This window comes from Roseibium sp. M-1 (genome assembly GCF_054515675.1).
Genome location: NZ_CM137257.1, coordinates 922,980 through 947,154, shown reverse-complemented (window position 1 = coordinate 947,154; position 24,175 = coordinate 922,980). Strand labels below are relative to the sequence as shown.

Sequence of the window (24,175 nt, the reverse complement as noted above, 5' to 3'; positions counted from 1 at the left end):
CATGAAGATCGTGATTTGCGGCGCGGGTCAGGTCGGTTACGGCATTGCCGAACGCCTTGCCGCGGAACAGAACGATGTTTCGGTCATCGATTCCTCGCCGCAGCTGATCAACGCCATCGGCGACCAGCTGGACGTGCGCGGCTTTGTCGGCCATGGCGCTCATCCGGACATTCTGGCCCAGGCCGGTGCCGAAGAAGCCGACATGATCATCGCCGTCACGCTCTATGACGAGGTCAACATGGTGGCCTGTCAGGTGGCGCATTCGCTCTTCAACGTGCCGACCAAGGTTGCCCGTATCCGTGCCCAGTCCTATCTTCAGGGCCGTTGGCGCAATCTGTTCTCCCGCGATCACATGCCGATCGACGTGATCATTTCGCCGGAAATCGAAGTCGGGGAAATGGTCCTGCGCCGGCTTGCCCTGCCGGGTGCCGTCGAAACGGTGCGCTTTGCCGACGACCAGGTGGTCGTGGTCGGGATCATGTGCGAGGAAAACTGCCCGGTTGTCGACACGCCCCTGCGCCAGCTGACCGAACTGTTCCCGGATCTCGGTGCGGTCGTCGTCGGCCTTTATCGCAACAACAAGCTGTTCGTTCCCAAGAGCAGCGATTCCATCCTGACCGGTGACCTGGCCTATGTGGTTGCCCGGCGCGACCAGGTGCGCCGAACCTTGAGCATTTTTGGCCATGAAGAGCCGGAAGCGGCCAAGGTTGTCATTTGCGGTGGCGGCAATATCGGTCTCTACGTTGCCAAGGCTCTGGAGCAGCGCCAGTCTGGCACCAAGATCAAGATGATCGAAGCCTCGCGCGAACGGGCCATGGCCGTTGCCGACGAGCTGAAACGCTCGGTGATCTTGCATGGCAGCGCGCTCGACCAGACCATCCTCAACGAAGCCGATGCCGGCTCTGCGGATACGATGGTCGCGCTCACCAACGAGGATGAGGTCAACATCCTCTCCTCCGTCATGGCCAAGAAGCTCGGCTGCAAGCGCTCGCTCTCGCTCTTGAACAATCCCAGCTACCCGGCCTTCGCCAATGCGCTCGGCATCGATGCCTTTATCAACCCGCGCGCCGTCACGATCTCCAAGATCCTGCAGCATGTGCGCCGCGGCCGTATCCGTGGCGTGCATTCGCTGCAGAACGGTGCGGCCGAAATCGTCGAGGCCGAAGCACTGGATACGTCGCCTCTGGTCGGAAAGCCGCTCCGGGTGATCGACCTTCCCTCGGGCATCCGTGTCGGCGCGGTTTTCCGTGGTGGTGAAGTGCTGACACCCAACGGCAACCTTCAGATCCAGGCCCAGGACCGCATCGTGATCTTTGCGGTCGCAAACCGGGTGCGCCAGGTGGAACAGATGTTCCGCGTCAGCCTTGACTTCTTTTAGGGCATTGCGGTTCTTTTCTGATCTTGCATTTGTCTGACCGAAAGGTCAAAACTTCCAACAATACCAAACGGTTCGAAATGAGCCGTCCCGATCTGGAGGAATCATGAGCCGGATTGCCTATGTCAACGGCCAGTATGTTCGTCATGCGGATGCAGCGGTGCATGTGGAAGACCGCGGCTATCAGTTTGCCGACGGTGTCTACGAGGTCTGTGAAGTCTGGCAGGGCAATCTCGTCGATGTACCGAGGCATCTGGATCGTCTCGACAGGTCCTTGGGCGAATTGCGCATCGACTGGCCGATGTCCCGCGCCGCGGTCGAGTTCGTGCTGCACCAGGTCGTGCGGCGCAACCGGGTTCGCAACGGTCTAGTGTATATCCAGGTGACACGTGGTGTTTCCAAGCGTGATCACTTCTTCCCGCCGGAAAATGTCGCGCCGTCCATCGTCGTGACCGCGCGCTCCGCCAATCCTGCAGCCGCGGCAGCTGTTGCCGCTCAGGGGATTGCCGTCGTCAGCTACCCGGAAAACCGCTGGCCGCGGGTCGACATCAAGACCGTGGCCCTGCTGCCCAACGTCCTGGCGAAACAGAACGCCAAGGAAAACGGCGGCAAGGAAGCCTGGTATGTCGACAAGGACGGCTATGTGACGGAAGGCGGCTCGACCAATGCCTGGATCGTTACCAAGGACGGCGCTCTGGTCACACGTCCTGCGGAAAGCGGTATTCTGCGTGGCATTACGCGTGCCGTTGTTCTAGATATTATCCAAAAGGAAGGGCTGACCTTTGAGGAGAGGCCGTTTAGTCTGGAAGAGGCGTTCGACGCCAAGGAAGCCTTCGTAACGGCAGCAACCAGCGTCGTGATGCCGGTGACACGTGTGGACGGCAGAATGATCGGCAACGGCCATCCTGGATCCGTTGCAACCCGATTGCGCGAAGTGTTCCATACTGCTACTGATTTGCAGGCGGTATGATTCGATTGGCCAAATTGGGTCGAAAACGAAACATTTCGGGACCGAGGCAGACGGTCCTGACTGGTGGGCAATATTAAGAAGCGAGCGGTGCGTCAGATTTAAGCGTTTGAATTGGAACGCTTTTTGACGAGAAGCTGCTGAAACGCCGGATGCTCGGCCGCATCCGGGGCAAATAGGATAAAAAGACTGATGGCTGAGCGCGCACAAAATCTCCAAGACACTTTTCTTAATCACGTTCGCAAGCAAAAAACTCCTCTGACGATATTCCTCATCAATGGTGTTAAGCTGCAGGGCGTTGTGACCTGGTTCGACAACTTCTGTGTCTTGCTGCGGCGTGACGGACATTCCCAGCTTGTCTACAAGCATGCGATTTCCACAATTATGCCAAACGGACCTGTTCAGTTGTTCGATCAGGCAGAGGAAAACGCTGAAAAGGCAAGCTGATTGAAACCGAAGTCTCGCGCGGACGATTACTCAAAATCCAACGGTTCCGAGGAACCCGGCCAGAAATCGCTGAGAGTTAAAGATACTGGGGTGGACCGTCTGCCCCAGCCCTTCAGTGCAATGGTGCTGGAGCCTGTCCTGCAATTGCGCGGCGAGGGTGCTCAGTCGGAGCTGCGCGGCAACCGCAGCCCGGAAGCCCGGCTTGAAGAAGCACTCGGCCTCAGTGCCGCAATCAATCTCGACATCAGGCACTCCGGCGTCGTCCGGGTCGGTGCCCCGAAACCGGCGACGCTCTTTGGCGAAGGCAAGGTGTCTGAACTCGCCGGCATTGTCGCCAGCGAGGACCTCGACCTCGTCGTGATCGACCATCCGCTGACACCTGTGCAGCAGCGCAACCTGGAACGGCGCCTGAAAACCAAGGTGATCGACCGGACCGGCCTCATTCTTGAAATCTTCGGCGACCGCGCCCGTACCAAGGAAGGCCGGCTGCAGGTCGATCTTGCCCATCTCACCTGGCAAAAGAGCCGCCTTGTGCGTTCCTGGACCCACCTGGAGCGCCAGCGTGGCGGGGCGGGTTTCATGGGTGGTCCGGGTGAAACCCAGATCGAGGCCGACCGCCGCCAGATCCAGGACCGCATCATTGCGCTTCAAAAACAGCTGGAACAGGTGCGCCGCACCCGGGACCTTCACCGCAAGAAACGAAAGAAGATCCCCCAGCCTGTCGTGGCCCTCGTCGGCTATACCAACGCCGGCAAGTCGACGCTGTTCAACCGTCTGACAGAGGCCGATGTCTTTGCCAAGGATCTTCTCTTCGCGACGCTCGATCCGACATTGCGCAAGATCTCGCTGCCCCATGGCAAGGAAGTGATCCTGTCGGACACTGTGGGCTTCATCTCCGATCTGCCGACCCATCTTGTGGCCGCCTTCCGGGCGACGCTGGAAGAGGTGCTGGAAGCGGACCTGATCCTGCACGTGCGCGATATTTCCCATGCCGACACCGATGCCCAGGCCTCGGATGTCCGCAAGACGCTCGACGACCTCGGCGTCGATGCCGTGTCCGGCGCGCCGATCATCGAGGTCTGGAACAAGATCGACTGCCTGGATCCGGCCTATCGCGACAAGCTTCTGGAAGAGGCAGGCAGCGAGGGACCGATTGCCCTTTCCGCCCTGACCGGCGACGGCGTCGACCAGCTTCTCACCCGTGTCGATACCTTCATGGCACAGCATGACGATGTGCTGACGGTACGCATTCCTGTTGCCGAAGGCGCGTTGCTGGCCAAGCTCTACCAGATGGCGGAAGTGCTTGAACGGAGTGATGCGGAAGATTTCGTGACGGCCGAAGTCCGCGTCAGCGACAAGCAGCGGGGGCCGTTCCGGGAAGTGTACGCCGCTTATATCGACGGCTGATCACGTGCCCTTGGCAGCCTGCCAGGCCGCTTCCATTTCGTCCAGGCTCATCGCTTCCAGGGTCGTTCCGGTCGCATCGGCATGACCCTCTATGGCGGCGAAGCGCTTTCGGAACTTGCGGTTTGTGCGCCGAAGGGCCTCTTCCGGGTCGATGTCGAGGTGACGGGCCAGATTGGCAAGGGCAAAGAGCGTGTCGCCAAGCTCGTCAGTCATGCGGTCCTTGTCTGGCGTACCCTTGGCCAGTTCCTCGTCGAGCTCGTGGGTTTCTTCGCGGATCTTGTCCAGCACAAGCCTTGCGTCGTTCCAGTCGAACCCGACCTTCGAGGCGCGTCGTTGCAGCTTGTCGGCCTCCTGCAGGGCAGGGAAGGCAGTCGGGACATCGTCGAGATAGCCCTTCTTCGTTTCCGCCATGCCGAGCGCTTCGCGCGCAGCCCGCTTCTCTGCCCGTTCTTCTGCCTTGATGCGCTCCCAGATGCCCTTGACGTGCTCTGCCTTGTCGCCGTTTTCATCGCCAAATACATGCGGATGCCGGCGGATCAGTTTCCTGGTAATGCCTTCCACAATGTCTTCGAAATCGAAGTGCTTCTCTTCCTCGGCCATGCGGGCGTGATAGACGACCTGTAACAGCAGGTCGCCAAGTTCCTCACGAAGCTCAACTATATCGTTCTTGGCAATCGCATCGGCTACTTCATAAGCCTCTTCCAGCGTGTAGGGCGCGATGGTCGCAAAGGTCTGTTCCAGATCCCAGGGGCAACCGGTTACGGGTGTCCTGAGCGCGGCCATGATTTCAATCAGTCGGGAAATGTCGCGGCTGGGGAGCATGGAAGTGCCTTGATTTGATTGGTCAGGAGTGCAGGTCAGATCTTGCTGGTTTATGACAAATCCTGAAAGCCATGAAAACCGCTTCATCCCGTCCGCTTTTGGATGCGAACAACCTCTCCACCGTCATTCCGGATCTGCGTGCAGCATTCACTGCGCTTGTCCGGATTGACGGCAGAGGTTTGTGCGAGCCTAGCCTCTGACCGACGGATGCCAGAAGGTTACGGCCTTCTCCAGGATCGCGACGATCCCGTAGAAAAGCGATCCGGCGAGAGCGGCCACGGCGATTTCAGCCCAGACCATGTCGAGGTTCATCCGGCCGACTTCGGTGGAGATGCGGAAACCCATGCCGACGATCGGCGTGCCGAAGAACTCGGCGACGATCGCGCCGATGAGGGCGAGCGTCGAGTTGATCTTCAGGGCGTTGAAGATGAAGGGCATCGCCATCGGCAGGCGCAGCTTGAAAAGCGTCTGCCAGTAATTCGAGGCATAGGTGCGCATCAGGTCGCGCTGCATCGCATCGGAGGCGGCGAGACCCGAGACCGTGTTCACCAGCATGGGGAAGAAGGTCATGATGACGACGACCGCCGCCTTGGAGGGCCAGTCGAAGCCGAACCACATCACCATGATCGGTGCGACCCCGATGATCGGCAGGGCCGAGACGAGATTGCCGATCGGAAGGAGACCGCGGCGCAGGAATGGCACCCGGTCCACCAGGATGGCGATGATGAAAGCCGAACCGCAGCCGATGACATAGCCGGCAACCACGGCCTTCAGGAACGTCTGGCGGAAATCCGCCCAGAGTGTCGTGCCTGACGATGTCAGGCGCAGCCAGATCTCGGAGGGAGCCGGCAGAAGAACCTTGGGAACGCCGGCGCCAGTGACAACAATCTGCCAGAGCAGCAGGAGGGTGATACCGAAGATTGCCGGAATGGCGAGGTTCACCAGCCGTGCCGTCAGTGGCGAAATATTGCGCCAGGTAGCAAGGCGTTCAACGAACAGCCATGAGGCTGCCCAGGTGGCCGCCGCCAATGCCCAAAAGCCGAGCGTCGCTTCGCCGACATGGTTTGCGGCGGTCGACACGAGCAGCCAGGCAGCAATGGCGGTGACAAGCCCCAGAATGAGGTCACCGACAATGTTGCGCATGAATCCGAGTTCGTAGCGCACGCCGGCAATCGCCAGGATCACCAGGCAAATGGCAAGGCGCGGTACGTCCATGATGCCGTAGTCCGGCCCGAATATCGGGCTGAAGAGGCCGATCACCACCATCGCGACGATGAACCAGGCGAGCAATGCCGGCATGTCGAACCGGCTTTTCCTGACGGTCGTGGTGCTCATTGGGCCATCCCCATGCGTTTCAGCGTCAATTTTTCAAACACCCCGATCAGGGCAACCAGCGACCCGGCCAGGAAGGCGGCCATCAGCAGGGCCGACCAGATCTGCACCGTCTGGCCGTAATAAGAGCCAGCAAGCAGGCGGGCACCGAGGCCGGCAACGGCACCGGTCGGCAGTTCGCCGACAATGGCGCCGACCAGCGAAGCGGCCATGCCGATCTTCATGGAGGTGAAGAGATAGGGCACCGCATAGGGCAGGCGCAGCTTCCAGAAGGCCTGGAGGCGCGTTGCCGAATAGGTGTGCATCAGGTCCATGTGAATGACTTCCGGCGAACGCAGGCCCTTCACCATGCCGACCGTGACTGGGAAGAACGACAGGTAGGTCGAGATCATCGCCTTGGGCAAAAGCCCGGAAATGCCGACGGCATTCAACACCACGATGATCATTGGCGCGATGGCCAGGATCGGGATCGTCTGGGAGGAAATGATCCAGGGCATCATCGACTTGTCGAGGACACGCGAATGCACGATGCCGATGGCAAGCAGGATGCCGAGGGCAGTACCGATCACGAAACCCAGCAACGTCGAGGAGAGCGTGATGCCGGTATGATAAATCAGGGACCGCTTGGAGGTGATATTCTTGTTCGCCGTCGTGTCCCAGATCTCCACGATCACCTGGTGCGGTGCCGGAAGGACCGGGCGGTCCTGGGACAGCGTATCGGTTACCATCTGGCTGAAGGAGACATCCGTCTGACCGGCGCGTTCATAAAGGTCGCGCTGGAACGGCGTATTCAGCGCGACAGCCGAAATGTACCAGAGCGCGATGATCGCCAGCACGACGACGATCACAGGCCCGACCGTGCCGGACATCAAACCGGAAAACGGGTTGGTGCTGCGGGGCGGGGTGAGGGTTGCGTCAGTCATGTCAAAACCCTCCCTCAATCCTCATAGGAATGCCCGGCCTTCAGGCCTTCACGCACCCGATGGGCGATTTTCAGGAATTCAGGGGTCTCGCGGATGTCAAGCCGTCGGTCGCGGGGGAGGTCGCTCTCGATAACATCGTAGATCCGGCCAGGTCGCGGGCACAGAACGACGATCTTGGTGGAAAGGAACACGGCTTCCGGAATGGAGTGGGTGACGAAGACCACGGTCTTGTTGGTCTTGGCCCAGAGCTGCAGAAGCTGCTCGTTGAGGTGGTCGCGGACGATCTCGTCCAGCGCTCCGAAGGGTTCGTCCATCAGCAGAAGATCGGGTTCGACGGCCAGGGCGCGGGCGATGGAGGCGCGCTGCTGCATGCCGCCGGAGAGCTGCCAGGGGTATTTCTTCTCAAAGCCGGTGAGGTTCACCAGCTCCATGTTGCGGGTGATGCGTTCCTGCTGTTCGGCCCTCGAAAGCCCCATGATTTCCAGCGGCAGAGCGACATTCTTGGCGATTGTTCGCCAGGGGTAGAGCGCTGCCGCCTGGAAGACATAGCCATAGGCCCGGTTGAGGCGTGCTTCTTCGGGTGAGACACCATTGACGGTAATCGATCCGGCGGTCGGCTTTTCCAGATCCGCAATGACCCGCAGCAGCGTGGTCTTGCCGCAGCCGGACGGGCCGATGAAGGACACGAAATCGCCTTCCTCGATCTTCAGGTCGATGTCGGAGAGTGCATGCACCGGACCGTCATTGGTCTCGAAGGTGAGCGAGAGCTTCTCGATATCGATTACCCGGTTCGGGCTGGCGCTATGTGTCATTGCCACCATTTCGGTGTCCTTTGCGCTGGCTAGAGCGTTCATCTATGTCCTCGCTACACGAGTCGGGTCCGGTCTCACACCGCCTTCGAAAGACATCAGGTCAGCATGTTCGCTGAATTTTTCAATCGAACGATGCGTTCGCTGCATTCTTCATATCACCTCTCCCTGTGGGAGAGGTCGGACCGAAGGTCCGGGTGAGGGAGCAGACATCTGTGGTTCTTGCCGAGGTTTGTTCCCTCACCCCAACCCTCTCCCAGCGGGAGAGGGAGTTTTCTCCGCCATCCGGTGAAGTTAGAACCGGACGGCTGTGGCTGGTTCCCTTCAGACCCCGCTGGCCGGAATGCCCGTGCGTTCCACCTTACGGGGTGCGGTGAGTTCCTTCCATGTGCTGAGCGCCTTGTTGACGGCCTGGTAGGGCTTGCGGGCGACGAATTCGCCGTGACCCTGTTGGTGATTGACCGTGCCGTCTTCGACAGCCACGCGGCCGCGGGTGAGCGTGTAGCGCGGCAGACCCTTGACCGTTTTGCCCTCGAAGACGTTGTAGTCGATTGCCGACTGCTGGCTGGAGGCTGAGATGGTCTTGGTCTTTTCCGGGTCCCAGACAACGATGTCTGCATCAGCACCAACCAGAATTGCACCTTTTTTCGGATAGATATTAAGGATCTTTGCAATATTGGTTGAAGTGACAGCGACGAATTCGTTCGGGGTCAGGCGGCCGGTGTTGACGCCGTAGGTCCACAGCATCGGCATGCGGTCTTCCAGGCCCCCGGTGCCGTTCGGGATCTTGGTGAAGTCGCCGACGCCGGTGCGCTTCTGGTCCGTGGTGAAGGCACAGTGGTCGGTCGCGACCACCTGCAGCGAACCGGAGGCAAGACCGGCCCAGAGGCTGTCCTGGTGCTTCTTGTCGCGGAAGGGCGGCGACATCACCCGGCGGGCGGCGTGGTCCCAGTCGGCATGCCTGTATTCGCTGTCATCCAGCGTCAGGTGCTGGATCAGCGGTTCGCCATAGGCGCGGATGCCGTTCTGACGGGCCCGGCGGATGGCCTCATGCGCCTGCTCGGAGGAGGTGTGAACGATATAGACCGGCACACCGGCCATATCGGCGATCATGATGGCGCGGTTGGTGGCCTCGCCTTCCACTTCCGGCGGACGCGAATAGGCATGGGCTTCCGGGCCGTTGTTGCCTTCCGCCAGCAGTTTCTGCTGCAGCGTCGCGACGACGTCGCCGTTTTCCGCGTGAACAAGCGGCAGGGCGCCAAGCTCGGCACAGCGGGAGAAGGAGGCGAACATCTCGTCGTCGTTCACCATCAGCGCGCCCTTGTAGGCCATGAAGTGCTTGAAGGTGTTGATGCCCTTCTGCTGCACGACGGTCTGCATGTCGTTGAAAACCTGCTCGCCCCACCAGGTGATGGCCATGTGGAAGGAATAGTCGCAATGGGCCATCGTCGATTTGTTGTCCCACATCTGCAGCGCTTCCAGCAGCGACTGGCCGGGCGAGGGCAGGGCGAAGTCGACAACCATTGTCGTTCCGCCTGCGAGCGCTGCGCGGGTGCCGCTGTCGAAATTGTCGGAGGAGAAGGTGCCCATGAAGGGCATTTCCAGATGGGTATGCGGGTCGATGCCGCCCGGCATCAGGTAGCAGCCGGTCGCATCAAGGACTTCGTCACCGGAAAGGTTTGGACCGATCTCGACAATCCGGCCGCCTTCGACCTTCACATCGGCTTCGTAGGACAGGTCGGCAGTAACCACCGTGCCGCCCTTGATCACTTTGCTTGCCATTGCTGTTCCCCTCGTTGCTTCGTTCAGGTGCCCGGCAATTTCCGCCGGCGATTATTTCTGACCTTGAAACTCACTGGCAGAACCTGACGGGTGCCGTCAGATCCCGATCCTTGAGGATCATGGCGATTTTCTGCGCCTGCGCGGTTGCGCAGGCTTCTGAAAAGTCTATGGGCCTGTCTGTGTACTCTGCATCGAAAACTGGTTTACCGGCGCGGATATAGGCGCTCATGTCGTCGCACCATCTGTCCTGGTAGCAGCCCTCGGTGACGGCGAAATCCATGTGGTCGATAAGATCTGCGGTCAGATCGGGCACGTTCTTCTGGCCGATTTTCAAACCAAGCCCATGCGCTATCATCGACAGTCGCGCGACATAGGCAACAACGCCATCGGCGGTAACCGCAAAGCCGCTGTCATTGTCGTGGACGTCCATATTGTCCGGTTCAACCGCGTCGAAGCCTTCGTGCCGGCAGGCTTCGAACCGGGCTTTCATGATCGGCAGCAGGATGTCGAGGCGGCGGATGTCGAGAAAGCGCTCGTTTGGCCAGTCCTCATAAGTCTTGCCCAGCACTTCGGCCGGAAAGGCGGCCGCGTCGCGCGCGCCTTTTTCAAGCGTTCCGACGCTGACATAGCAGATGACGAGAATGCCGCTCTGGCGCAGGACTTTCAGATCGTCAGGCGTGACGAGATCAGGATGTAAGTCCATGACGCTGACGGAGCGGTTGAGATCGACGGGCGCGCTCAGCTGCCAGTCCCAGGTGTCGCCGACGGAAAAGGCGAAGGCAGGTCCGGCAAGCCCAATCAGGCTTCCGGCCATCACCAATCCCTTTCCGTTTGCGATCATGTCTCAGTCCACCCCCCGGCCTGTTTCCAGTCTATTCGACAATTCCCGCCGTCTCGACCACAGCGTGGAACAGGACATCCGCCCCCGCCTTGGCCCAGTCCTTCGAGATGTCCTCGGCCTCGTTGTGCGACAGGCCGTCGACACACGGGCACATGATCATGGCGGTCGGCGCGACCTTGTTGACCCAGCAGGCATCGTGACCGGCGCCGGAAATGATGTTCCGGTGGCTGTAGCCAAGCCGTTCTGCGGCGTTGCGTACGGCGCTGACACAGTCCTGATCGAATTCCACCGGATCGAAACCGCCGACCTTCTCGAACTCCACGGTAAGCCCCATGTCGTCGCATATCTTCTGAGCGCCTATCTTCAGCCGGTCTTCCATGTCCTTGATGACGGCAATGTCCGGTGAGCGGAAATCGATGGTGAAGACTGCCTTTCCGGGAATGACGTTGCGCGAATTCGGGAAGACTTCGATGTGACCGGCAGCGCCGACCGCGTGGGGGGCATGGGACCAGGCGATCTGGTCGACGAGCTCCAGAATGCGCGCCATGGCAAGACCCGCATTCTTGCGCATCGGCATCGGCGTGGAGCCGGTGTGGCTGTCCTTGCCGGTTACCGTCACCTGAGTCCAGGAAAGACCCTGGCCATGGGTGACGACGCCGATATCCTTGCCTTCCGCTTCAAGAATTGGGCCCTGTTCGATGTGAAGCTCGAACATGGCATGCATCTTGTCCTTGCGGGCGCCGACTTCCTCGTCGCCAACCCAGCCGATGCGCTTCAGCTCGTCGCCGAATTTCTTGCCATCGTGGTCCTGCCGGTCATAGGCCCAGTCCTGGGTGTGGACACCGGCGAAGACGCCGGATGCGAGCATGGCCGGAGCAAAGCGGGTGCCTTCCTCGTTGGTCCAGTTGGTGACGACGATTGGATGTTTGGTCTTCAGGCCGAGGTCGTTCATGGTACGTACGACTTCCAGCCCGCCAAGCACGCCGAGCACGCCGTCGTATTTGCCGCCGGTCGGCTGGGTGTCGAGATGCGAGCCGACATAGACGGGCAGGGCGTCCGGATCGGTGCCCGGGCGTGTCATGAACATGTTGCCCATGGTGTCGACCGCCATCGTCATCCCGGCGTCTTCGCACCATTTCTGGAACAGTCTGCGGCCTTCCGCGTCGGCATCGGTCAGGGTCTGGCGGTTGTTGCCTCCGGCGACCCCCGGGCCGATCTTCGCCATCTCCATCAGACTGTCCCAGAGACGGTCCGCGTTGATCCTGAGGTTCTCGCCGGGGGCTGCCATTTTCTAGTCTCCTAAAGAAGTTTCAGTCTCGGTCTGGCTCTGTCAGTCGATGGCGTGCAGGACGGTGCGCAGTTTGCCGAAAATCTCGTCGATCTGGGCCCTGGAGATGATCAGCGGCGGCGACAGCGCGATGATGTCGCCGGTGGTGCGGATCAGGAGGCCGTCGTCATAGGCCTTCAGGAAGGCCGAGAAGGCACGCTTGGTCGGCTCGCCCGCGATAGGCGTCAACTCGATCGCGCCGATGAGACCGAGATTGCGGATGTCGATGACGTTCGGACAATCCTTCAGCGAATGCAGTCCGTCTTCCCAATATTGCGCCAGATCGGCTGCGCGGGTCAAAAGGCCTTCCTCGTCATAGGTGTCGAGCGTGGCAAGTGCGGCGGCGCAGGCGACCGGGTGGGCTGAATAGGTGTAGCCGTGGAAGAGCTCGATCATGTGCTCCGGCCCGGTCATGAACGCCTGGTAGATATCGGACGTACAGAACACCGCGCCCATCGGAATGACGCCTGAGGTCAGCCCCTTGGCGGTGGTGACGAGATCCGGGGTCACACCGAAGAAGTCTGTTGCAAACGGCGAGCCGAGACGGCCGAAGCCGGTGATGACTTCATCGAAGATCAGCAGAATGCCGTGCTGGGTGCAGATCTCGCGCAGGCGCTCCAGATAGCCCTTCGGCGGGATCAGCACGCCGGTGGACCCGGCAACCGGCTCGACGATGACAGCAGCAATTGTCGAGGGATCGTGCAGCGTGATGATGCGGATCAATTCCTCGGCATATTCGGCACCGCTTTCCGGCATGCCGCGGGAGAACGAATTGCGTTCCGGATCGTGCGTATGACGCATGTGGTCGACCCCGGTCAGCATGGTGCCGAAGGTTTTGCGATTGGTGACGATACCGCCGACGGAAATGCCGCCAAAGCCAACGCCATGGTAACCGCGCTCACGGCCGATCAGGCGCGTACGGGTGCCCTGGCCGATGGCACGCTGATAGGCGAGGGCAATCTTGAGCGCTGTGTCGACGCTCTCAGAGCCGGAATTTGTGAAGAAGACATGGTCGAGCGGAGAGGGCATCATCGCTGCAAGGCGGGCGGCCAGTTCAAAAGCCTTCGGATGCCCCATCTGGAAGGCCGGTGCATAATCGAGCTCGGCGATCTGCTTCTGGACGGCTTCCACGACCTTCGGGCGGGAATGGCCGGCGTTGCAGCACCAAAGGCCCGCAGTTCCGTCCAGTACCTGGCGGCCGTCGGCAGTGGTATAATGCATGTCCTTGGCCGCCACGAACATGCGTGGGGCCTGCTTGAACTGGCGATTGGCCGTGAACGGCATCCAGAACGCTTCGAGATTGTTGGTGGCAGCCTGGCTCGGTGCTGACATACGTCCTCCTCGCGGCCCTTTGCGTCTAAGGGACCGACTGTTTGCAATTTAAGGAGGAAGGCATAGCACGCGCACCTGTCCAAAGGCAGTGCGGTCTGCGCTGGTCCTCTCCCCAACTGTTCCCTGACGTTCCGGACGGGCTTTGCCTCTTTCCGGTCGGTCCATAATGTCTCTGGTTGGCCGTTTGGGCCGGTCCGGGTTGTCCCGGTTCTGATGATGGACTTCGGTGGCCGCTTGCTCAAGACACCCCATTGCCCGGGGCGGATCAATCGACTAGCCTTCTGACCATCTGGTCAATTTACCCTAGGAGGGATTTGACCAAATGGTCAAGATACAATTCCAGCCGTTGCGACTAATTTCTGGTCATCCTGTTGGAATTTGTGCCGAGACCTGCTGAAAGCATTGGTTTACGAAGGAAAATCAGGCTTTCTTGAGTGACGGTACGGGGACGGGAAGCGGAACGGTCAATGGCGGATATCAGCGGGCAGGCGCAGGCCACTTTGAAATCGGGCGGCTTGAGCCGGATCCAGGAAAAGAACCGGTCCCTGATTCTGGAGGCCGCGCTCGGGGAGTTTTCCCGCAAGGGCTTTTCAGGCGCAACCGTGGAACGGATCGCCGCCGACGCCGGCATGTCGAAATCGAACCTGCTTTATTATTTCAGTTCCAAGGAAGCGATCTACAACGCGACGCTTGCCCATATTCTCGAAGTCTGGCTGGCTCCGCTGAAGACGCTGAACCCGAAGGGGGAACCGGCGCAGGAACTGAGCGCCTATATCCGGCAGAAGATCGAAATGTCCGCCACCTTCCCCGAGGCTTCGCGTCTCTTCGCCAACGAGGTGATGCAGGGCGCGCCTCAGATCCTGCCGGTCCTCGAGACCGATCTGAAACGGCTTGTCGCGGAAAAGTGCCAGGTCATCGAGGACTGGATCGAGGCCGGCAAGATGCGTCGGGTCGATCCGGTTCATCTCATTTTCACGATCTGGGCCACGACGCAGCACTATGCGGATTTCCAGGTCCAGATCCGCGCGCTGACGGGCAGGGATCTTTCCGACGCCGCCTTTCTGGAGGAGACCGAGGCGGCCGTCACGTCGCTGATCCTCAACGGGGTCGGCCTCTCCTGGCCACCTGAAGACGGCAAGTCGGGATGAGCGGCGAAACGCCGGACCTGCAATCCGCGTCGAGGATACAGGTGACGCCGCGCCTCCATATCCTGAAGGATGACATTTCGGAAGACTTTATCCGCGCCTCCGGCCCTGGCGGACAGAATGTCAACAAGGTCTCGACTGCAGTCCAGCTGCGTTTCAACCTGACAGGAAACCGGACGCTACCCGAAGACGTCAAGGCAAAGGCTGCAAGCCTGGCCGGTAGCCGGCTGACGCTCGGTGGAGAGATCGTGCTGCAGGCGGACAGGCACCGGACGCGGGAGCGAAACAGGGAGGACGCGCTGGAGCGCCTTCTGGAGCTTTTGCGCAAGGCAACGGAAAAGCCGAAACCCCGCAAGGCGACGAAGCCGACCCTCGGCTCCAAAAGACGGCGGCTCGATGCCAAGAAACAACGCGGAGCGGTCAAGAAAATGCGCGGCCGCATCGCTGACTAGATCAGCGGACGCACAACCGGGATAGGTTGAGCGCCCAAAAGCTGATCGATCTAAAAGTGGTAGAGCATCAGGTCAACACACCATCCAGGGGTTTCAACGGTTCCAGTTTCGGTTCGCCGAGCCGCTCGGCAAAGACGATTTCGATGGTCCTGCAAAGGGCATCGAGCGGCAGACCGTGAGCCGTGGAGTAGAAGGGGTGTTCCAATTCTTCCGTGACAGCCGAAAGTCCGAAAAAGACATAAGCGATGATGGCAGCGAATAGCGGTGCCATCCAGCCCGTGCCGTCGATGAGAGCAAAGGGGATGGCGAGGCAGTAGAGCCAGGATGTACGCAGCACGAGCAGCGAATAGACGAAGGGCAGGGGCGTGTTGCGAATTCGCTCGCATCCCGCCTGCGCCAGGCTGATGGAGGCGAACCTTTCGCTCAGGGCCTTTTGTCCGAACCCGTCCAGCTTGTCATTGGCGCGCGCATCGATGAGGACGCGCGTTGCGGCATCGAGGGCCGCAACGCGCGTTGATATCGAGGCCGCAGATACAGGAACATGTTCGCGCCAGCGTTCGATCTCAGTTGACGCAGAGACCCCACGCAGATTCGCGCGGTGGAGATGAGCAAAAGCAATGGCAAGACCATACAGATGCCGTCTGGACACGGCATCAGTCAGAAAAAGGTCTGTTTCCCGGCCAAGACTGCGCATGTCGGCCACAAGCTGTCCCCAAAGTTTGCGCGCTTCCCACCAGCGTTCGTAAGCCGCGTTGTTGCGAAAGCCGAGAAACAGTGACAACGCGATGCCGAAGACTCCGGTTGCGGCAAGCGAAATGTGCGGCACTGGTACGACCAGCCTGTCGACGACGGACACCAGAAGCGTAAAGCCGGCAACTATTGCAATAAGAGGTGCGATACGGGGCACAATGGAGCCCTGCATGATGAAGAACAGCCGCAGATGATTGGGGGGATCCCGCACGATCATTGATGAACCCTCGATAAGTCCGTTCTTGATAGCCGATAGCCAGTTCGGTGGTCTATGTCAGACCGGCACCGCTTCAGGCAAGTCCGACATCCTCGGCAGGGAGTGCCGTGGTCGCCCTGACAAAAGTGCGTATACCTATCGTTAAGCAAGGATCAATCTGCTACCTGTAATTTTTGAGGACCGAATCCATTTGTTGGGGCCGATCTTCATGGCATTGCTGCCGAATAACGACTGGCGTGAAGTCTTCGAGGCTTTCAGCCGCTCCCAGGCAATTATCCAGTTTAAGCCCGATGGCACTATTCTCGACGCCAACGAGAATTTCCTGAAGGCAATGGGCTATTCGCTGGCAGAGGTGAAAGGCCGGCATCACAGCATCTTCGTCGATGCTGCCTATGCCGCGAGCGCCGAATACCGGGATTTCTGGAACCGCCTCGGTGAGGGGACCTTCCAGGCGGCAGAATTTCCCCGGATCGCGAAGGATGGCCGCGAGATCTGGATCCAGGCGTCCTATAACCCCGTAATCGGCCGCTCAGGCAAGGTACGCAAGATCGTCAAGATCGCCACTGACATCACGGCATCCAAGCTCAAATCGGCTGACGCGCAAGGACAGATCGAGGCGATCAACCGTTCTCAGGCCGTTATTCATTTCAACCTCGACGGAACGATCCTGGACGCCAATGCAAACTTTCTCGACACCCTGGGATATGAAATCGAAGAGGTGAGGGGCCGGCACCACAGCCTCTTTGTCCAACCCAAGGAACGCGAAAGTGCGGCCTACCGGGACTTCTGGAGAAAGCTCGCGGAAGGCGCGTTCCAGTCGGGTGAGTACAGGCGGCGGCACAAGGACGGCCGGGATGTATGGATCGTTGCGTCTTACAATCCCATCTTCGATGCGTCCGGACACCCGTTCAAGATCGTGAAATTCGCGACGGAGATCACCGGACAAAAGCTGCGCAATGCCGAGCATGAAGGACAAATCCAGGCAATCAGCAGAAGCCAGGCCATGATTTCCTTCACAAAGGACGGGGTCATCCTCGATGCCAACGATAATTTCCTCAAGGCGACCGGGTACCGGCGTGAAGAAGTCGTTGGCAAACACCACAGGCTTTTCGTGGCATCGCAATATGCCGAGACAAAAGAATATGCCAAATTCTGGAAGGAACTGGCCGAGGGCAAGCACACCTCGGCCATCTATCAGCGCTATGCGAAATCCGGCGACCCGATCTGGCTCCAGGCGACTTACAATCCGATCTTCGATGCGGCGGGCAACCTGATCAAGATTACCAAGTTCGCCACCGACATCACCCAGAATATGAAGGCCCGCCAGATCGCGATCAAGGCTGCGGAGGAGACGCTCGGCACAGTGGAACAGGCCGTATCCTCCGCTCGCGACATCACCGGATCTGCGCAGAATGTTTCCCACGGTATGGAAAATGCGCGGCGCGCGATCGGGGACATGCAGTCTCGCTCCGAAACGGCGGAACAATCTACGGAAAGATTGCGAAAAGCCGCAGGATCCATGGACGACGTCGTTCAGTTGATCTCCCGTGTCGCCGACCAGATCAACCTGCTGTCGCTAAACGCGACGATTGAAGCAGCACGGGCAGGCGAGGCCGGACGCGGATTTGCCGTCGTTGCCAACGAAGTCAAGGCGCTTGCCAACCAGACATCGAACGCCACTACGCGCATCTTCGGCGAAATCGAGGAAATGCAGTCGGTTGCGGGTTCCGTGGATGAGGCGCTGAAATCAATCCGGACATCCATTTCCGAAGTGCAGACTCTCGTGCAAGGCACGACGGATGCAGCCGAGCAGCAATGTGTTGCGACGGATGAGATCAGCGGCCAGTTGCAGCAGGCCTCGGACAATGTCGCCGCCGTCTGCAGCAATCTCGACAATTGGGTCGTGGGCATGGAGAACCGGCGCCAGGCTGCGCGCAAACGTGTCCACGAGGATGCGACGGTCGTTTTGAGCCCAGACAAACACCTTGCATGTTCCTTGCGCGACATATCGGAATCCGGCGCCCGCTTCTACCTGGTCGGCAAACCGGTCCTGCCTGAACACTTCCATCTCCACCTGGATGATGGCCAGATAAAAAGTTGCCGTATCGTTCGACGGGACGGTGAGTTTGTGGGCGTTGAGTTCCTGCAGGAGGCTATCTCCCGCCGCGCGTGACGCTATCCGCTGGAAGAAAATTTCCGCTGACGCGAGGAAACAGGTAAAATTTAGCCCGTATCAGCCCGGTTTGGGGCGGAAGCCACGCGTGTGTGCGGGAAGTGAAGAAGAGCGATATCAAGTAAATTCCGAATAATGAATGTATGCATTATAGGAATGTTTCGTATTGCGTTTCGGAAGGTTTTTTGGTTTATGAATTTATTGCTGCATTTGCGGCAAAAACGAAAATAACCGAAGGCATGCTCTTCATATTATCTTGAGGGCGCGGCCGTTGGGAGAATAATAGTCGCTTGTGAACAGTGCTCAAAAGATAAATCCATGCCTTCTCCAGACAGGAATCTGATATTCTTATCGGTTTATTCAATCGATTGAAGAGTAAAGATGAACACGTTTCTGATGAAGATGTAGATGTTTTGCAGAGCTGTTACCCTTTCGGAATTACATTCCCTTGTTTGAAACACAGTTACTTTCCGATGCCTTTGCCGTCGTCAGTGTTGGCGGAACTGTTATGTTTGGATCGCCAGCCTTTGCCCGGCTTGTCGCCGGTGGAAAGGATGTTTCGCTTTCCGGAACTGGCATAGATCAATGGCTCGAACCACTTGATATTTCAGCCTTTACACCAGCACAGGAAGTCCTGGCGGTAACCACCGGCCGGTTTCGCCACCCTCAATCCTGCAAAACCTTTGTCTGCAAGGTGAAGCCGCTGTCCGATGGCGGCAATACCGCGGGATCAATGATCTTCCTGTTGCCGGATGATGGGCAGCAAAATGACATTCGTGCACTCTATCCACATGCCTTCGATCTCAATCCCGGCCTGTCTGCCATCACCGTACTGGCAACCGGCGAGCATCTCGATGTCAATCAGGCTTGGCTGGAAGCATTGGAGTTCGAGCGTGCTGAGGTGATCGGCAGAACCGCGACGGAACTCGGTGTTTGGGAAGGTGGCGCGCCTTACAGGGAAGAGATCGTCAGACAATTGCTTTTAAATGGAAAGATCGAAAACCTTGGCGCCCGAATGCGCACCAAGACCGGAAAGACACTGCACATCATCATTAGTGCCAAAGTCATCGAACACCGCGGGCGCTTGTTTTCGTTTTTCTCCTCACATGACGTGACCAAGGTGAGTGAAGCTCACCGGCATCAACTTACTTTGGAACGGGAAATCCGGAGTTGGCAGAACATTGCCTGTATCGATGAACTGACAGGAGTTGCCAACCGGAGGCAGTTCGACACTGTTCTGGAACAGGAATGGCGGCGCTGCGGCCGCAACCGAAGGCCCTTGTCGTTGCTCCTGATTGACATCGACCAGTTCAAGCAGTTCAACGATCACTACGGTCATGTTGCCGGCGACAGCTGTCTCCACGAAGTCGCCCAGGCTCTCAATCTGGAATCGCAGCGGGCAGGGGATCTGTTCTTTCGCTTCGGCGGCGAGGAATTCGGCTGCCTGCTACCGGAGACGGATCTGCAAGGTGCGACGGTTTTCGGGGACCGGCTGTTGAAGACCGTCCGCAAGCTGCGTCTTCGACACGAAAAGTCCAGCGTCTCGCCCTTCGTGACCATCAGTATCGGTGCGGCCAGTCTCTTTCCGAATGAACAATCAGGGCCAAAATTGCTCGTGGAGGCAGCAGACAAGAACCTATACCGCGCCAAGTCCTCGGGGAGAAACATGCTCGTTTAGTGCCGGCTGCGGCACATGATTTCCCCAGCGAAGAAGGCTTCCTTAAACCGATCTTTCCGCCCGCGCGAGGCCATGCGCCACCAGCCTGTCGATGATTTCCGAATAACTGACGCCGCTCGCTGCCATGACCTTGGAATACATGCTGATATCGGTAAAGCCCGGGATGGTGTTGAGCTCGTTGACCAGAATGCGGCCTTCGGCGGTAACGAAGAAATCCGCGCGGGCCATGCCGTCGCAACCGAGGGCCCTGAATGCACGGGCGGCCATGTCCCGGATCGTTTCTTCCATTTCACCTGGCAGTACCGCCGGGACGTGCAAGGCCGCGCCGTCGGCATCGATATACTTGGCATAGTAGGTGTAGAATCCGTGGCTGGCGGCGGGCACGATTTCGCCGGCGCGCGAGACTAACAGGCTTCCATCCGGGTTCTCAAGAACGGCGCATTCGATTTCACGGCCAAGGATGAATTCCTCTGCCAGAAGCTTGTTGTCGTGCCGGAACCCTTCTTCAAGCGCAATGGCGTAGTCCTGCGCATTCGTCACCTTGCTGACGCCAACCGAGGAGCCTTGACGGGCGGGTTTGATGAAGACCGGCAGTCCGAGCGCGGTGGTCAGATCGTCGAATTGCGGGACTGCGTCTTTGCGAATGGTCATTGACCGCGCGGCAGGCAGATCCGCGTCTCTGAGCAGGCGCTTGGCAAGATCCTTGTCGAGCGCATTTGCAGACCCGGCGATGCCGCAGCCAGCAAGCGGAACCATCGCCACCTCGGCGAGCCCCTGAACGGCGCCGTCCTCACCGTGAATTCCATGCAAGACGGGAAAAAGAATATCGACCTTCGGCAATTCCACCGGAGCGCCGTTTGCTGCGAGTGCCAACACCCGTCCGTGGCCCCCGGGCAGCAGGCAAACTTCCGTGCCATCATCAGGCGTCGCCGGCCCGTTCTCCAACCTGCTCAACAACCATCGACCTTGCCTGGTGATGTAAACGGGCAAAACGTCGTAGCGGTTCGGATCGAGAGCATTGAACACGTTTGTTGCCGACAGGATGGAAACGTCATGTTCGGCGGACCGGCCACCGAAGAGAACCGCAATGCGGGTCTTGTCTGTATTCGCGCTCAAGGAAAGCTCCCAGGATTCGGTATCTGAAGGTTTTCAGCAGACTAGAGGCTTGTCGCGAAAATGAGGCATCTTTTTGTGCCATTTCGACCTGGCGCCGAGACTTCTTGACCTGACCTAAACTTGAGGCCCCAGGATCTGCCGGCGAATGAAATTCCTCACTTCCGGAGTATGCACAGATGGATTTGAATCAGGTTACGCTGGAAACAAACGATTTCGATAAGTCGCTGGAATTCTATGGAAAACTGGGCCTGAAGCTGATCGTTCTGAGCGATGGTCGTTATGCCCGGTTCGAATTGCCCTCCGGGTCGAGCACGCTGTCCATACACTACGCGGAGGAGGTCATGGCCGGGAACGCCATGCTCTATTTCGAAGTCGACGATCTCGAAAGGCGGTACAAGGATCTGGTTGCCAAGGGAATCGTCTTCGACGCACCGCCGGTGCTACAAAACTGGCGGTGGCGCGAAGCCCGTTTCTCCGATCCGTCCGGCAATCGGCTTTGCCTGTTTCATGCAGGACCAGATCGCCGGTTTCCACCCTGGCGCCTGGTAGAGGATTCCAGCGGTGAGGGATGAGATCCCCTTCGGCAGGTTTGTGATTGTGGCGTAACTTATTGAAAATAATATCTAAAAGGAAAATAATGGTTTCGGAAACTATCAAGAACTACACCGCAGCAAACAAAGCCGCATGGGAGGCATCCGCGCCGCTGCATGGAGCCGGAGATCAATGGGACCGGCTCCTTGAGGCGGCCGGTCGGCCGGGCTTTTCCGTGCTGGATGGGCATCTGACCGGGGTGCTCCAGGGTTTGGATCTCACCGGCAAGTCGGCGGTCCAGATCGGCTGCAACAATGCGCGCGAATTGCTCTCCCTCGCATCACTCGGCATCCGGCCGGCCCTCGGTATCGATCAGTCAAAGGGCTTTCTCGAGCTGGCCCGGCAGTTGGCATCGTCTGCCAACCTTGCTCCTGTTTTCATCGAAGCTGACGTCTATGACTTGCCGGAGAACCTGGGAACTTTCGATCTGGCGCTGATCACGATTGGCGTTCTCAACTGGATGCCGGATCTGCCGGCGTTCTTCCGGATCGTCGCCGGATTGATCGCGCCCGGCGGGGTGCTGGTCATCTATGAAACCCATCCGGTGTTGGAAATGTTCGATCCTTCGAGCAAGACGCCTTTCGAACCAACATTCAGCTACTTCGACCGGCGCCCGCAGGAAATCACCGACGCCATCAGTTATGACGGCGCCGATCACGGCAAGGGGGAGACCGGTTACTGGTTCATCCATTCGCTGGGAAACATCGTCAATGCCACCGTTGCTGCGGGGCTCGGCATAGAAGAACTGCACGAATACGGGCATTCGATCCGCGAAGCGGAGTATGCCCTTTATGAGGGCCGGGCGGCTCAGCTGCCGATGAGCTATTGCCTGGTGACACGCTCGCCGTTGGAGGGGAACTGCAACAGGTGAGCGGGAATGTGGCTTGGGTGTTGAACCTGCCGAAGTTGCCCGATTTCGCAGCGAAGCAGCGCAAAGTCATGGGCAGCCTCGTTGGGGCTGCCCACATCTCTCCCCGATCAAACCGGAGTTCAACCCCAGTCGCCTGCAACCTGGCGTACAGATGCGTTGAGGCGGTTCCAGACATTTATCAGGCTGATCTGGAGAATGAGTGCGGCAAGGGCTTCCTCGTCAAACTGTTGGGCAGCTTGTTCCCACACTGCATCAGAAACCGGATCGGCCCGGTCCGCGATGCGCGTCAGTTCTTCCGTCAGAGCGAGGGCGGCGCGTTCCTGATCGGTGAAAAACGGCGTGTCTCGCCAGGCGGCAACGGCAAAGATCCGGTCATCCGATACATCTGCTTTCTTCAATTCACCCGAATGCATGTGAACGCAAACACTGCACCCGTTTATCTGGCTGGCTCGCAGATGCACGAGTTTCCGTGTCACCTGAGGCAGCCCTTCACTCTTTTCCGTCGCCTTGTCCAGTGAGAACAATGCCTTCATCGCTTCGGGAAGGATGAAAACGGGGTTTTTCATACGAGCCTGCATTTTGTACTCCGAAGTTTTTCAACAGATTGCCGATCCATTTCCGGATCGGATTCGACGGAGACGATTTCGTGCGATGTCCGTCACATCACACGGAATTCGTTCGTCATGAGCATGACGATGTTCAGAAGGAAAGTGTGACCGATGTCGGAAATAAAATTTTTGTCGCAGGAATTCGAAAAACACCGGGCGCAGATGAAGGCTATCGCTTACCGGATGCTTGGCTCAACGGGTGAGGCGGAGGATGCGGTTCAGGAGGCCTGGTTTCGGCTGGAACGCGGTGCAGAAAACGGCATCTTAAATCTCGGAGGTTGGCTCACGACAGTTGTCGCCCGCATCTGCCTGGACATGCTTCGCGCGCGCAAGGCACGCCGGGAGGAACTATTAGATGGCGAAGCTTCCCAGACTAGCACCAATCTGGAATCCGGTATCAGTCCAGAGGACGAGTTGGCAATGGCCGATACTGTTGGCATTGCTCTGCTCGTAGTGTTGGAAAGGCTTGCACCGGCAGAACGGCTTGCCTTTGTTCTCCACGATCTGTTTTCCTTTCCGTTCGACGACATCGCGGCAATAGTTGACAGGAGCCCGGAAGCAACGCGCCAGCTTGCCAGTCGCGCGCGGCGCCGCGTCAGGGGCGGGGCAGGTCCTGGCGAAACCGGTCACAGCGCTTCGCATGAAGTCGTCAAGGCATTTTTGGCTGCAGCCCGTAGCGGTGACTTCCATGCATTGGTGTCCATACTGGATCCGGACGTTGTGTTCCGGGCAGATAGCGTTGCTGCCCTATTGGGATCTTCGTCCGAGATCAAGGGCGCGCATGCCGTCGCCGATGCCTTCAAGGGGAGGGCCCAGGCGGCGCGCGCTGCACTGGTCGATGGAAAACTCGGGTTGCTTGTCGCACCCGGTGGCAAGCTTCGCATCGTGCTGCGGCTTTCGTTTAACAAGAGCCGCATCGCAACCATCGAAGCTATTGCTAATCCTGTTGCGGTCGCTGCGTTGGAAATTTCCCCCGTCGACTGAGAGTTGCTGGGGCTGTCAAAACCAACACTTGGAGCGTGCTGAGGACGTATTTCAGCGGCGTTTCCGATTGCCAGCCGTCATCCAGAGCAACCAGGGCCGGATTGGGCGGCTGTCTAAGACCATCAACCAGCACCGCGTTACATCTCGCTCCGACTGATTGAAACCGGGGCCCCGCATCGGCACTGCAATCGATTGCATGTCCACAATGCCCACGGGAGGCATTTGA

General features: G+C 58.9%; 22 protein-coding genes. 11 read left to right on the top strand and 11 right to left on the bottom strand.

Features of this window, described 5'->3' with window-relative positions; translation table 11 throughout:
- The first annotated feature begins 1 nt into the window (after nt 1).
- From trkA to hflX, 4 genes are all read left to right on the top strand, one after another.
- Nucleotides 2-1,378 (top strand): Trk system potassium transporter TrkA, encoded by a 1,377-nt coding sequence (trkA, locus tag ACX3M4_RS04310; protein WP_459357361.1) that lies wholly within the window; start codon nt 2-4, stop codon nt 1,376-1,378.
- A 103-nt stretch (nt 1,379-1,481) separates the two neighbouring features.
- Entirely contained in the window at nt 1,482-2,345 is an 864-nt protein-coding gene (locus ACX3M4_RS04305; RefSeq protein WP_459357360.1) for a D-amino-acid transaminase, read from the top strand.
- Between the two features lie 186 nt (nt 2,346-2,531).
- Nucleotides 2,532-2,789: an RNA chaperone Hfq gene (hfq, locus tag ACX3M4_RS04300; RefSeq protein WP_173006241.1), complete on the top strand. Its 258-nt coding sequence runs from the start codon at nt 2,532-2,534 to the stop codon at nt 2,787-2,789.
- Between the two features lie 120 nt (nt 2,790-2,909).
- Nucleotides 2,910-4,196 (top strand): GTPase HflX, encoded by a 1,287-nt coding sequence (gene hflX / locus ACX3M4_RS04295; protein ID WP_459359364.1) that lies wholly within the window; start codon nt 2,910-2,912, stop codon nt 4,194-4,196.
- On the opposite strand, the gene mazG is transcribed toward hflX, so the two are convergent.
- The 8 genes from mazG to aptA all read right to left on the bottom strand — a co-directional run bounded on the left by mazG (nt 4,197) and on the right by aptA (nt 13,364).
- The gene (mazG, locus tag ACX3M4_RS04290) at nt 4,197-5,018 is read right to left on the bottom strand and encodes a nucleoside triphosphate pyrophosphohydrolase (protein WP_459357359.1); all 822 of its coding nucleotides are present in this window, start codon (nt 5,016-5,018) and stop codon (nt 4,197-4,199) included.
- A 189-nt stretch (nt 5,019-5,207) separates the two neighbouring features.
- Entirely contained in the window at nt 5,208-6,353 is a 1,146-nt protein-coding gene (locus ACX3M4_RS04285; RefSeq protein ID WP_459357358.1) for an ABC transporter permease, read from the bottom strand.
- Complete coding sequence (locus ACX3M4_RS04280; protein WP_459357357.1) at nt 6,350-7,273, bottom strand: ABC transporter permease; 924 nt, start codon at nt 7,271-7,273, stop codon at nt 6,350-6,352. Before ACX3M4_RS04280 ends, ACX3M4_RS04285 begins: the two co-directional genes overlap by 4 nt.
- Nucleotides 7,274-7,287: 14 nt before the next feature.
- Nucleotides 7,288-8,085, bottom strand: coding sequence for an ABC transporter ATP-binding protein (locus tag ACX3M4_RS04275; protein WP_459359363.1), 798 nt, complete (start codon nt 8,083-8,085; stop codon nt 7,288-7,290).
- 321 nt (nt 8,086-8,406) lie between these two features.
- Entirely contained in the window at nt 8,407-9,864 is a 1,458-nt protein-coding gene (gene hydA / locus ACX3M4_RS04270; RefSeq protein WP_459357356.1) for a dihydropyrimidinase, read from the bottom strand.
- Nucleotides 9,865-9,934: 70 nt separating this feature from the next.
- Nucleotides 9,935-10,705: an endo alpha-1,4 polygalactosaminidase gene (locus tag ACX3M4_RS04265; protein WP_459357355.1), complete on the bottom strand. Its 771-nt coding sequence runs from the start codon at nt 10,703-10,705 to the stop codon at nt 9,935-9,937.
- 31 nt (nt 10,706-10,736) lie between these two features.
- Nucleotides 10,737-11,993 carry a Zn-dependent hydrolase gene (locus ACX3M4_RS04260; protein WP_459357354.1) on the bottom strand — a complete coding sequence of 419 codons (1,257 nt, stop codon included), beginning with the start codon at nt 11,991-11,993 and terminating at the stop codon, nt 10,737-10,739.
- 42 nt (nt 11,994-12,035) lie between these two features.
- Nucleotides 12,036-13,364: an omega-aminotransferase AptA gene (gene aptA, locus ACX3M4_RS04255; RefSeq protein ID WP_459357353.1), complete on the bottom strand. Its 1,329-nt coding sequence runs from the start codon at nt 13,362-13,364 to the stop codon at nt 12,036-12,038.
- 467 nt (nt 13,365-13,831) lie between these two features.
- Between aptA and ACX3M4_RS04250 the strand changes: the two genes are divergently transcribed.
- Nucleotides 13,832-14,512, top strand: coding sequence for a TetR family transcriptional regulator C-terminal domain-containing protein (locus tag ACX3M4_RS04250; protein ID WP_459357352.1), 681 nt, complete (start codon nt 13,832-13,834; stop codon nt 14,510-14,512).
- Complete coding sequence (gene arfB / locus ACX3M4_RS04245) at nt 14,509-14,961, top strand: alternative ribosome rescue aminoacyl-tRNA hydrolase ArfB (RefSeq protein ID WP_459357351.1); 453 nt, start codon at nt 14,509-14,511, stop codon at nt 14,959-14,961. The genes ACX3M4_RS04250 and arfB overlap by 4 nt, the downstream gene beginning before the upstream one ends.
- Before the next feature lie 67 nt (nt 14,962-15,028).
- Here arfB and ACX3M4_RS04240 read toward each other — a convergent pair whose 3' ends face one another.
- Nucleotides 15,029-15,928 (bottom strand): bestrophin family protein, encoded by a 900-nt coding sequence (locus ACX3M4_RS04240; RefSeq protein WP_459357350.1) that lies wholly within the window; start codon nt 15,926-15,928, stop codon nt 15,029-15,031.
- Between the two features lie 208 nt (nt 15,929-16,136).
- On the opposite strand from ACX3M4_RS04240, the gene ACX3M4_RS04235 reads away from it, so the two are divergent.
- Nucleotides 16,137-18,101 carry a PAS domain S-box protein gene (locus tag ACX3M4_RS04235; RefSeq protein WP_459357349.1) on the top strand — a complete coding sequence of 655 codons (1,965 nt, stop codon included), beginning with the start codon at nt 16,137-16,139 and terminating at the stop codon, nt 18,099-18,101.
- Nucleotides 18,102-18,549: 448 nt separating this feature from the next.
- The gene (locus tag ACX3M4_RS04230) at nt 18,550-19,779 is read left to right on the top strand and encodes a sensor domain-containing diguanylate cyclase (RefSeq protein WP_459357348.1); all 1,230 of its coding nucleotides are present in this window, start codon (nt 18,550-18,552) and stop codon (nt 19,777-19,779) included.
- 42 nt (nt 19,780-19,821) lie between these two features.
- On the opposite strand, the gene ACX3M4_RS04225 is transcribed toward ACX3M4_RS04230, so the two are convergent.
- The gene (locus ACX3M4_RS04225; RefSeq protein ID WP_459357347.1) at nt 19,822-20,895 is read right to left on the bottom strand and encodes a D-alanine--D-alanine ligase family protein; all 1,074 of its coding nucleotides are present in this window, start codon (nt 20,893-20,895) and stop codon (nt 19,822-19,824) included.
- Nucleotides 20,896-21,071: 176 nt separating this feature from the next.
- Between ACX3M4_RS04225 and ACX3M4_RS04220 the strand changes: the two genes are divergently transcribed.
- Nucleotides 21,072-21,467, top strand: coding sequence for a VOC family protein (locus tag ACX3M4_RS04220; RefSeq protein WP_459357346.1), 396 nt, complete (start codon nt 21,072-21,074; stop codon nt 21,465-21,467).
- Nucleotides 21,468-21,532: 65 nt separating this feature from the next.
- The gene (locus tag ACX3M4_RS04215) at nt 21,533-22,357 is read left to right on the top strand and encodes a class I SAM-dependent methyltransferase (protein ID WP_459357345.1); all 825 of its coding nucleotides are present in this window, start codon (nt 21,533-21,535) and stop codon (nt 22,355-22,357) included.
- A gap of 119 nt (nt 22,358-22,476) precedes the next feature.
- Here ACX3M4_RS04215 and ACX3M4_RS04210 read toward each other — a convergent pair whose 3' ends face one another.
- A complete protein-coding gene (locus tag ACX3M4_RS04210) occupies nt 22,477-22,935 on the bottom strand; it encodes a carboxymuconolactone decarboxylase family protein (RefSeq protein WP_459357344.1) in 459 nt (152 codons plus the stop codon).
- A 141-nt stretch (nt 22,936-23,076) separates the two neighbouring features.
- Here ACX3M4_RS04210 and ACX3M4_RS04205 point away from each other — a divergent pair, with 141 nt between their 5' ends.
- Complete coding sequence (locus ACX3M4_RS04205; protein ID WP_459357343.1) at nt 23,077-23,949, top strand: sigma-70 family RNA polymerase sigma factor; 873 nt, start codon at nt 23,077-23,079, stop codon at nt 23,947-23,949.
- Nucleotides 23,950-24,175 lie beyond the last annotated feature (226 nt).

Bases quoted from the DNA above. Each gene is read 5' to 3' on its own strand.
- ACX3M4_RS04305 (WP_459357360.1), top strand. From the start codon at position 1,482: ATGAGCCGGATTGCCTATGTCAACGGCCAGTATGTTCGTCATGCGGAT.
- arfB (WP_459357351.1), top strand. From the start codon at position 14,509: ATGAGCGGCGAAACGCCGGACCTGCAATCCGCGTCGAGGATACAGGTG.
- hflX (WP_459359364.1), top strand. From the start codon at position 2,910: ATGGTGCTGGAGCCTGTCCTGCAATTGCGCGGCGAGGGTGCTCAGTCG.
- ACX3M4_RS04210 (WP_459357344.1), bottom strand. From the start codon at position 22,935: ATGCAGGCTCGTATGAAAAACCCCGTTTTCATCCTTCCCGAAGCGATG.
- ACX3M4_RS04205 (WP_459357343.1), top strand. From the start codon at position 23,077: ATGTCGGAAATAAAATTTTTGTCGCAGGAATTCGAAAAACACCGGGCG.
- ACX3M4_RS04265 (WP_459357355.1), bottom strand. From the start codon at position 10,705: ATGATCGCAAACGGAAAGGGATTGGTGATGGCCGGAAGCCTGATTGGG.
- ACX3M4_RS04215 (WP_459357345.1), top strand. From the start codon at position 21,533: ATGGTTTCGGAAACTATCAAGAACTACACCGCAGCAAACAAAGCCGCA.
- ACX3M4_RS04235 (WP_459357349.1), top strand. From the start codon at position 16,137: ATGGCATTGCTGCCGAATAACGACTGGCGTGAAGTCTTCGAGGCTTTC.
- ACX3M4_RS04240 (WP_459357350.1), bottom strand. From the start codon at position 15,928: ATGATCGTGCGGGATCCCCCCAATCATCTGCGGCTGTTCTTCATCATG.
- trkA (WP_459357361.1), top strand. From the start codon at position 2: ATGAAGATCGTGATTTGCGGCGCGGGTCAGGTCGGTTACGGCATTGCC.
- ACX3M4_RS04250 (WP_459357352.1), top strand. From the start codon at position 13,832: ATGGCGGATATCAGCGGGCAGGCGCAGGCCACTTTGAAATCGGGCGGC.
- ACX3M4_RS04275 (WP_459359363.1), bottom strand. From the start codon at position 8,085: ATGACACATAGCGCCAGCCCGAACCGGGTAATCGATATCGAGAAGCTC.
- ACX3M4_RS04285 (WP_459357358.1), bottom strand. From the start codon at position 6,353: ATGAGCACCACGACCGTCAGGAAAAGCCGGTTCGACATGCCGGCATTG.
- ACX3M4_RS04260 (WP_459357354.1), bottom strand. From the start codon at position 11,993: ATGGCAGCCCCCGGCGAGAACCTCAGGATCAACGCGGACCGTCTCTGG.
- ACX3M4_RS04280 (WP_459357357.1), bottom strand. From the start codon at position 7,273: ATGACTGACGCAACCCTCACCCCGCCCCGCAGCACCAACCCGTTTTCC.
- ACX3M4_RS04220 (WP_459357346.1), top strand. From the start codon at position 21,072: ATGGATTTGAATCAGGTTACGCTGGAAACAAACGATTTCGATAAGTCG.
- mazG (WP_459357359.1), bottom strand. From the start codon at position 5,018: ATGCTCCCCAGCCGCGACATTTCCCGACTGATTGAAATCATGGCCGCG.
- hydA (WP_459357356.1), bottom strand. From the start codon at position 9,864: ATGGCAAGCAAAGTGATCAAGGGCGGCACGGTGGTTACTGCCGACCTG.
- aptA (WP_459357353.1), bottom strand. From the start codon at position 13,364: ATGTCAGCACCGAGCCAGGCTGCCACCAACAATCTCGAAGCGTTCTGG.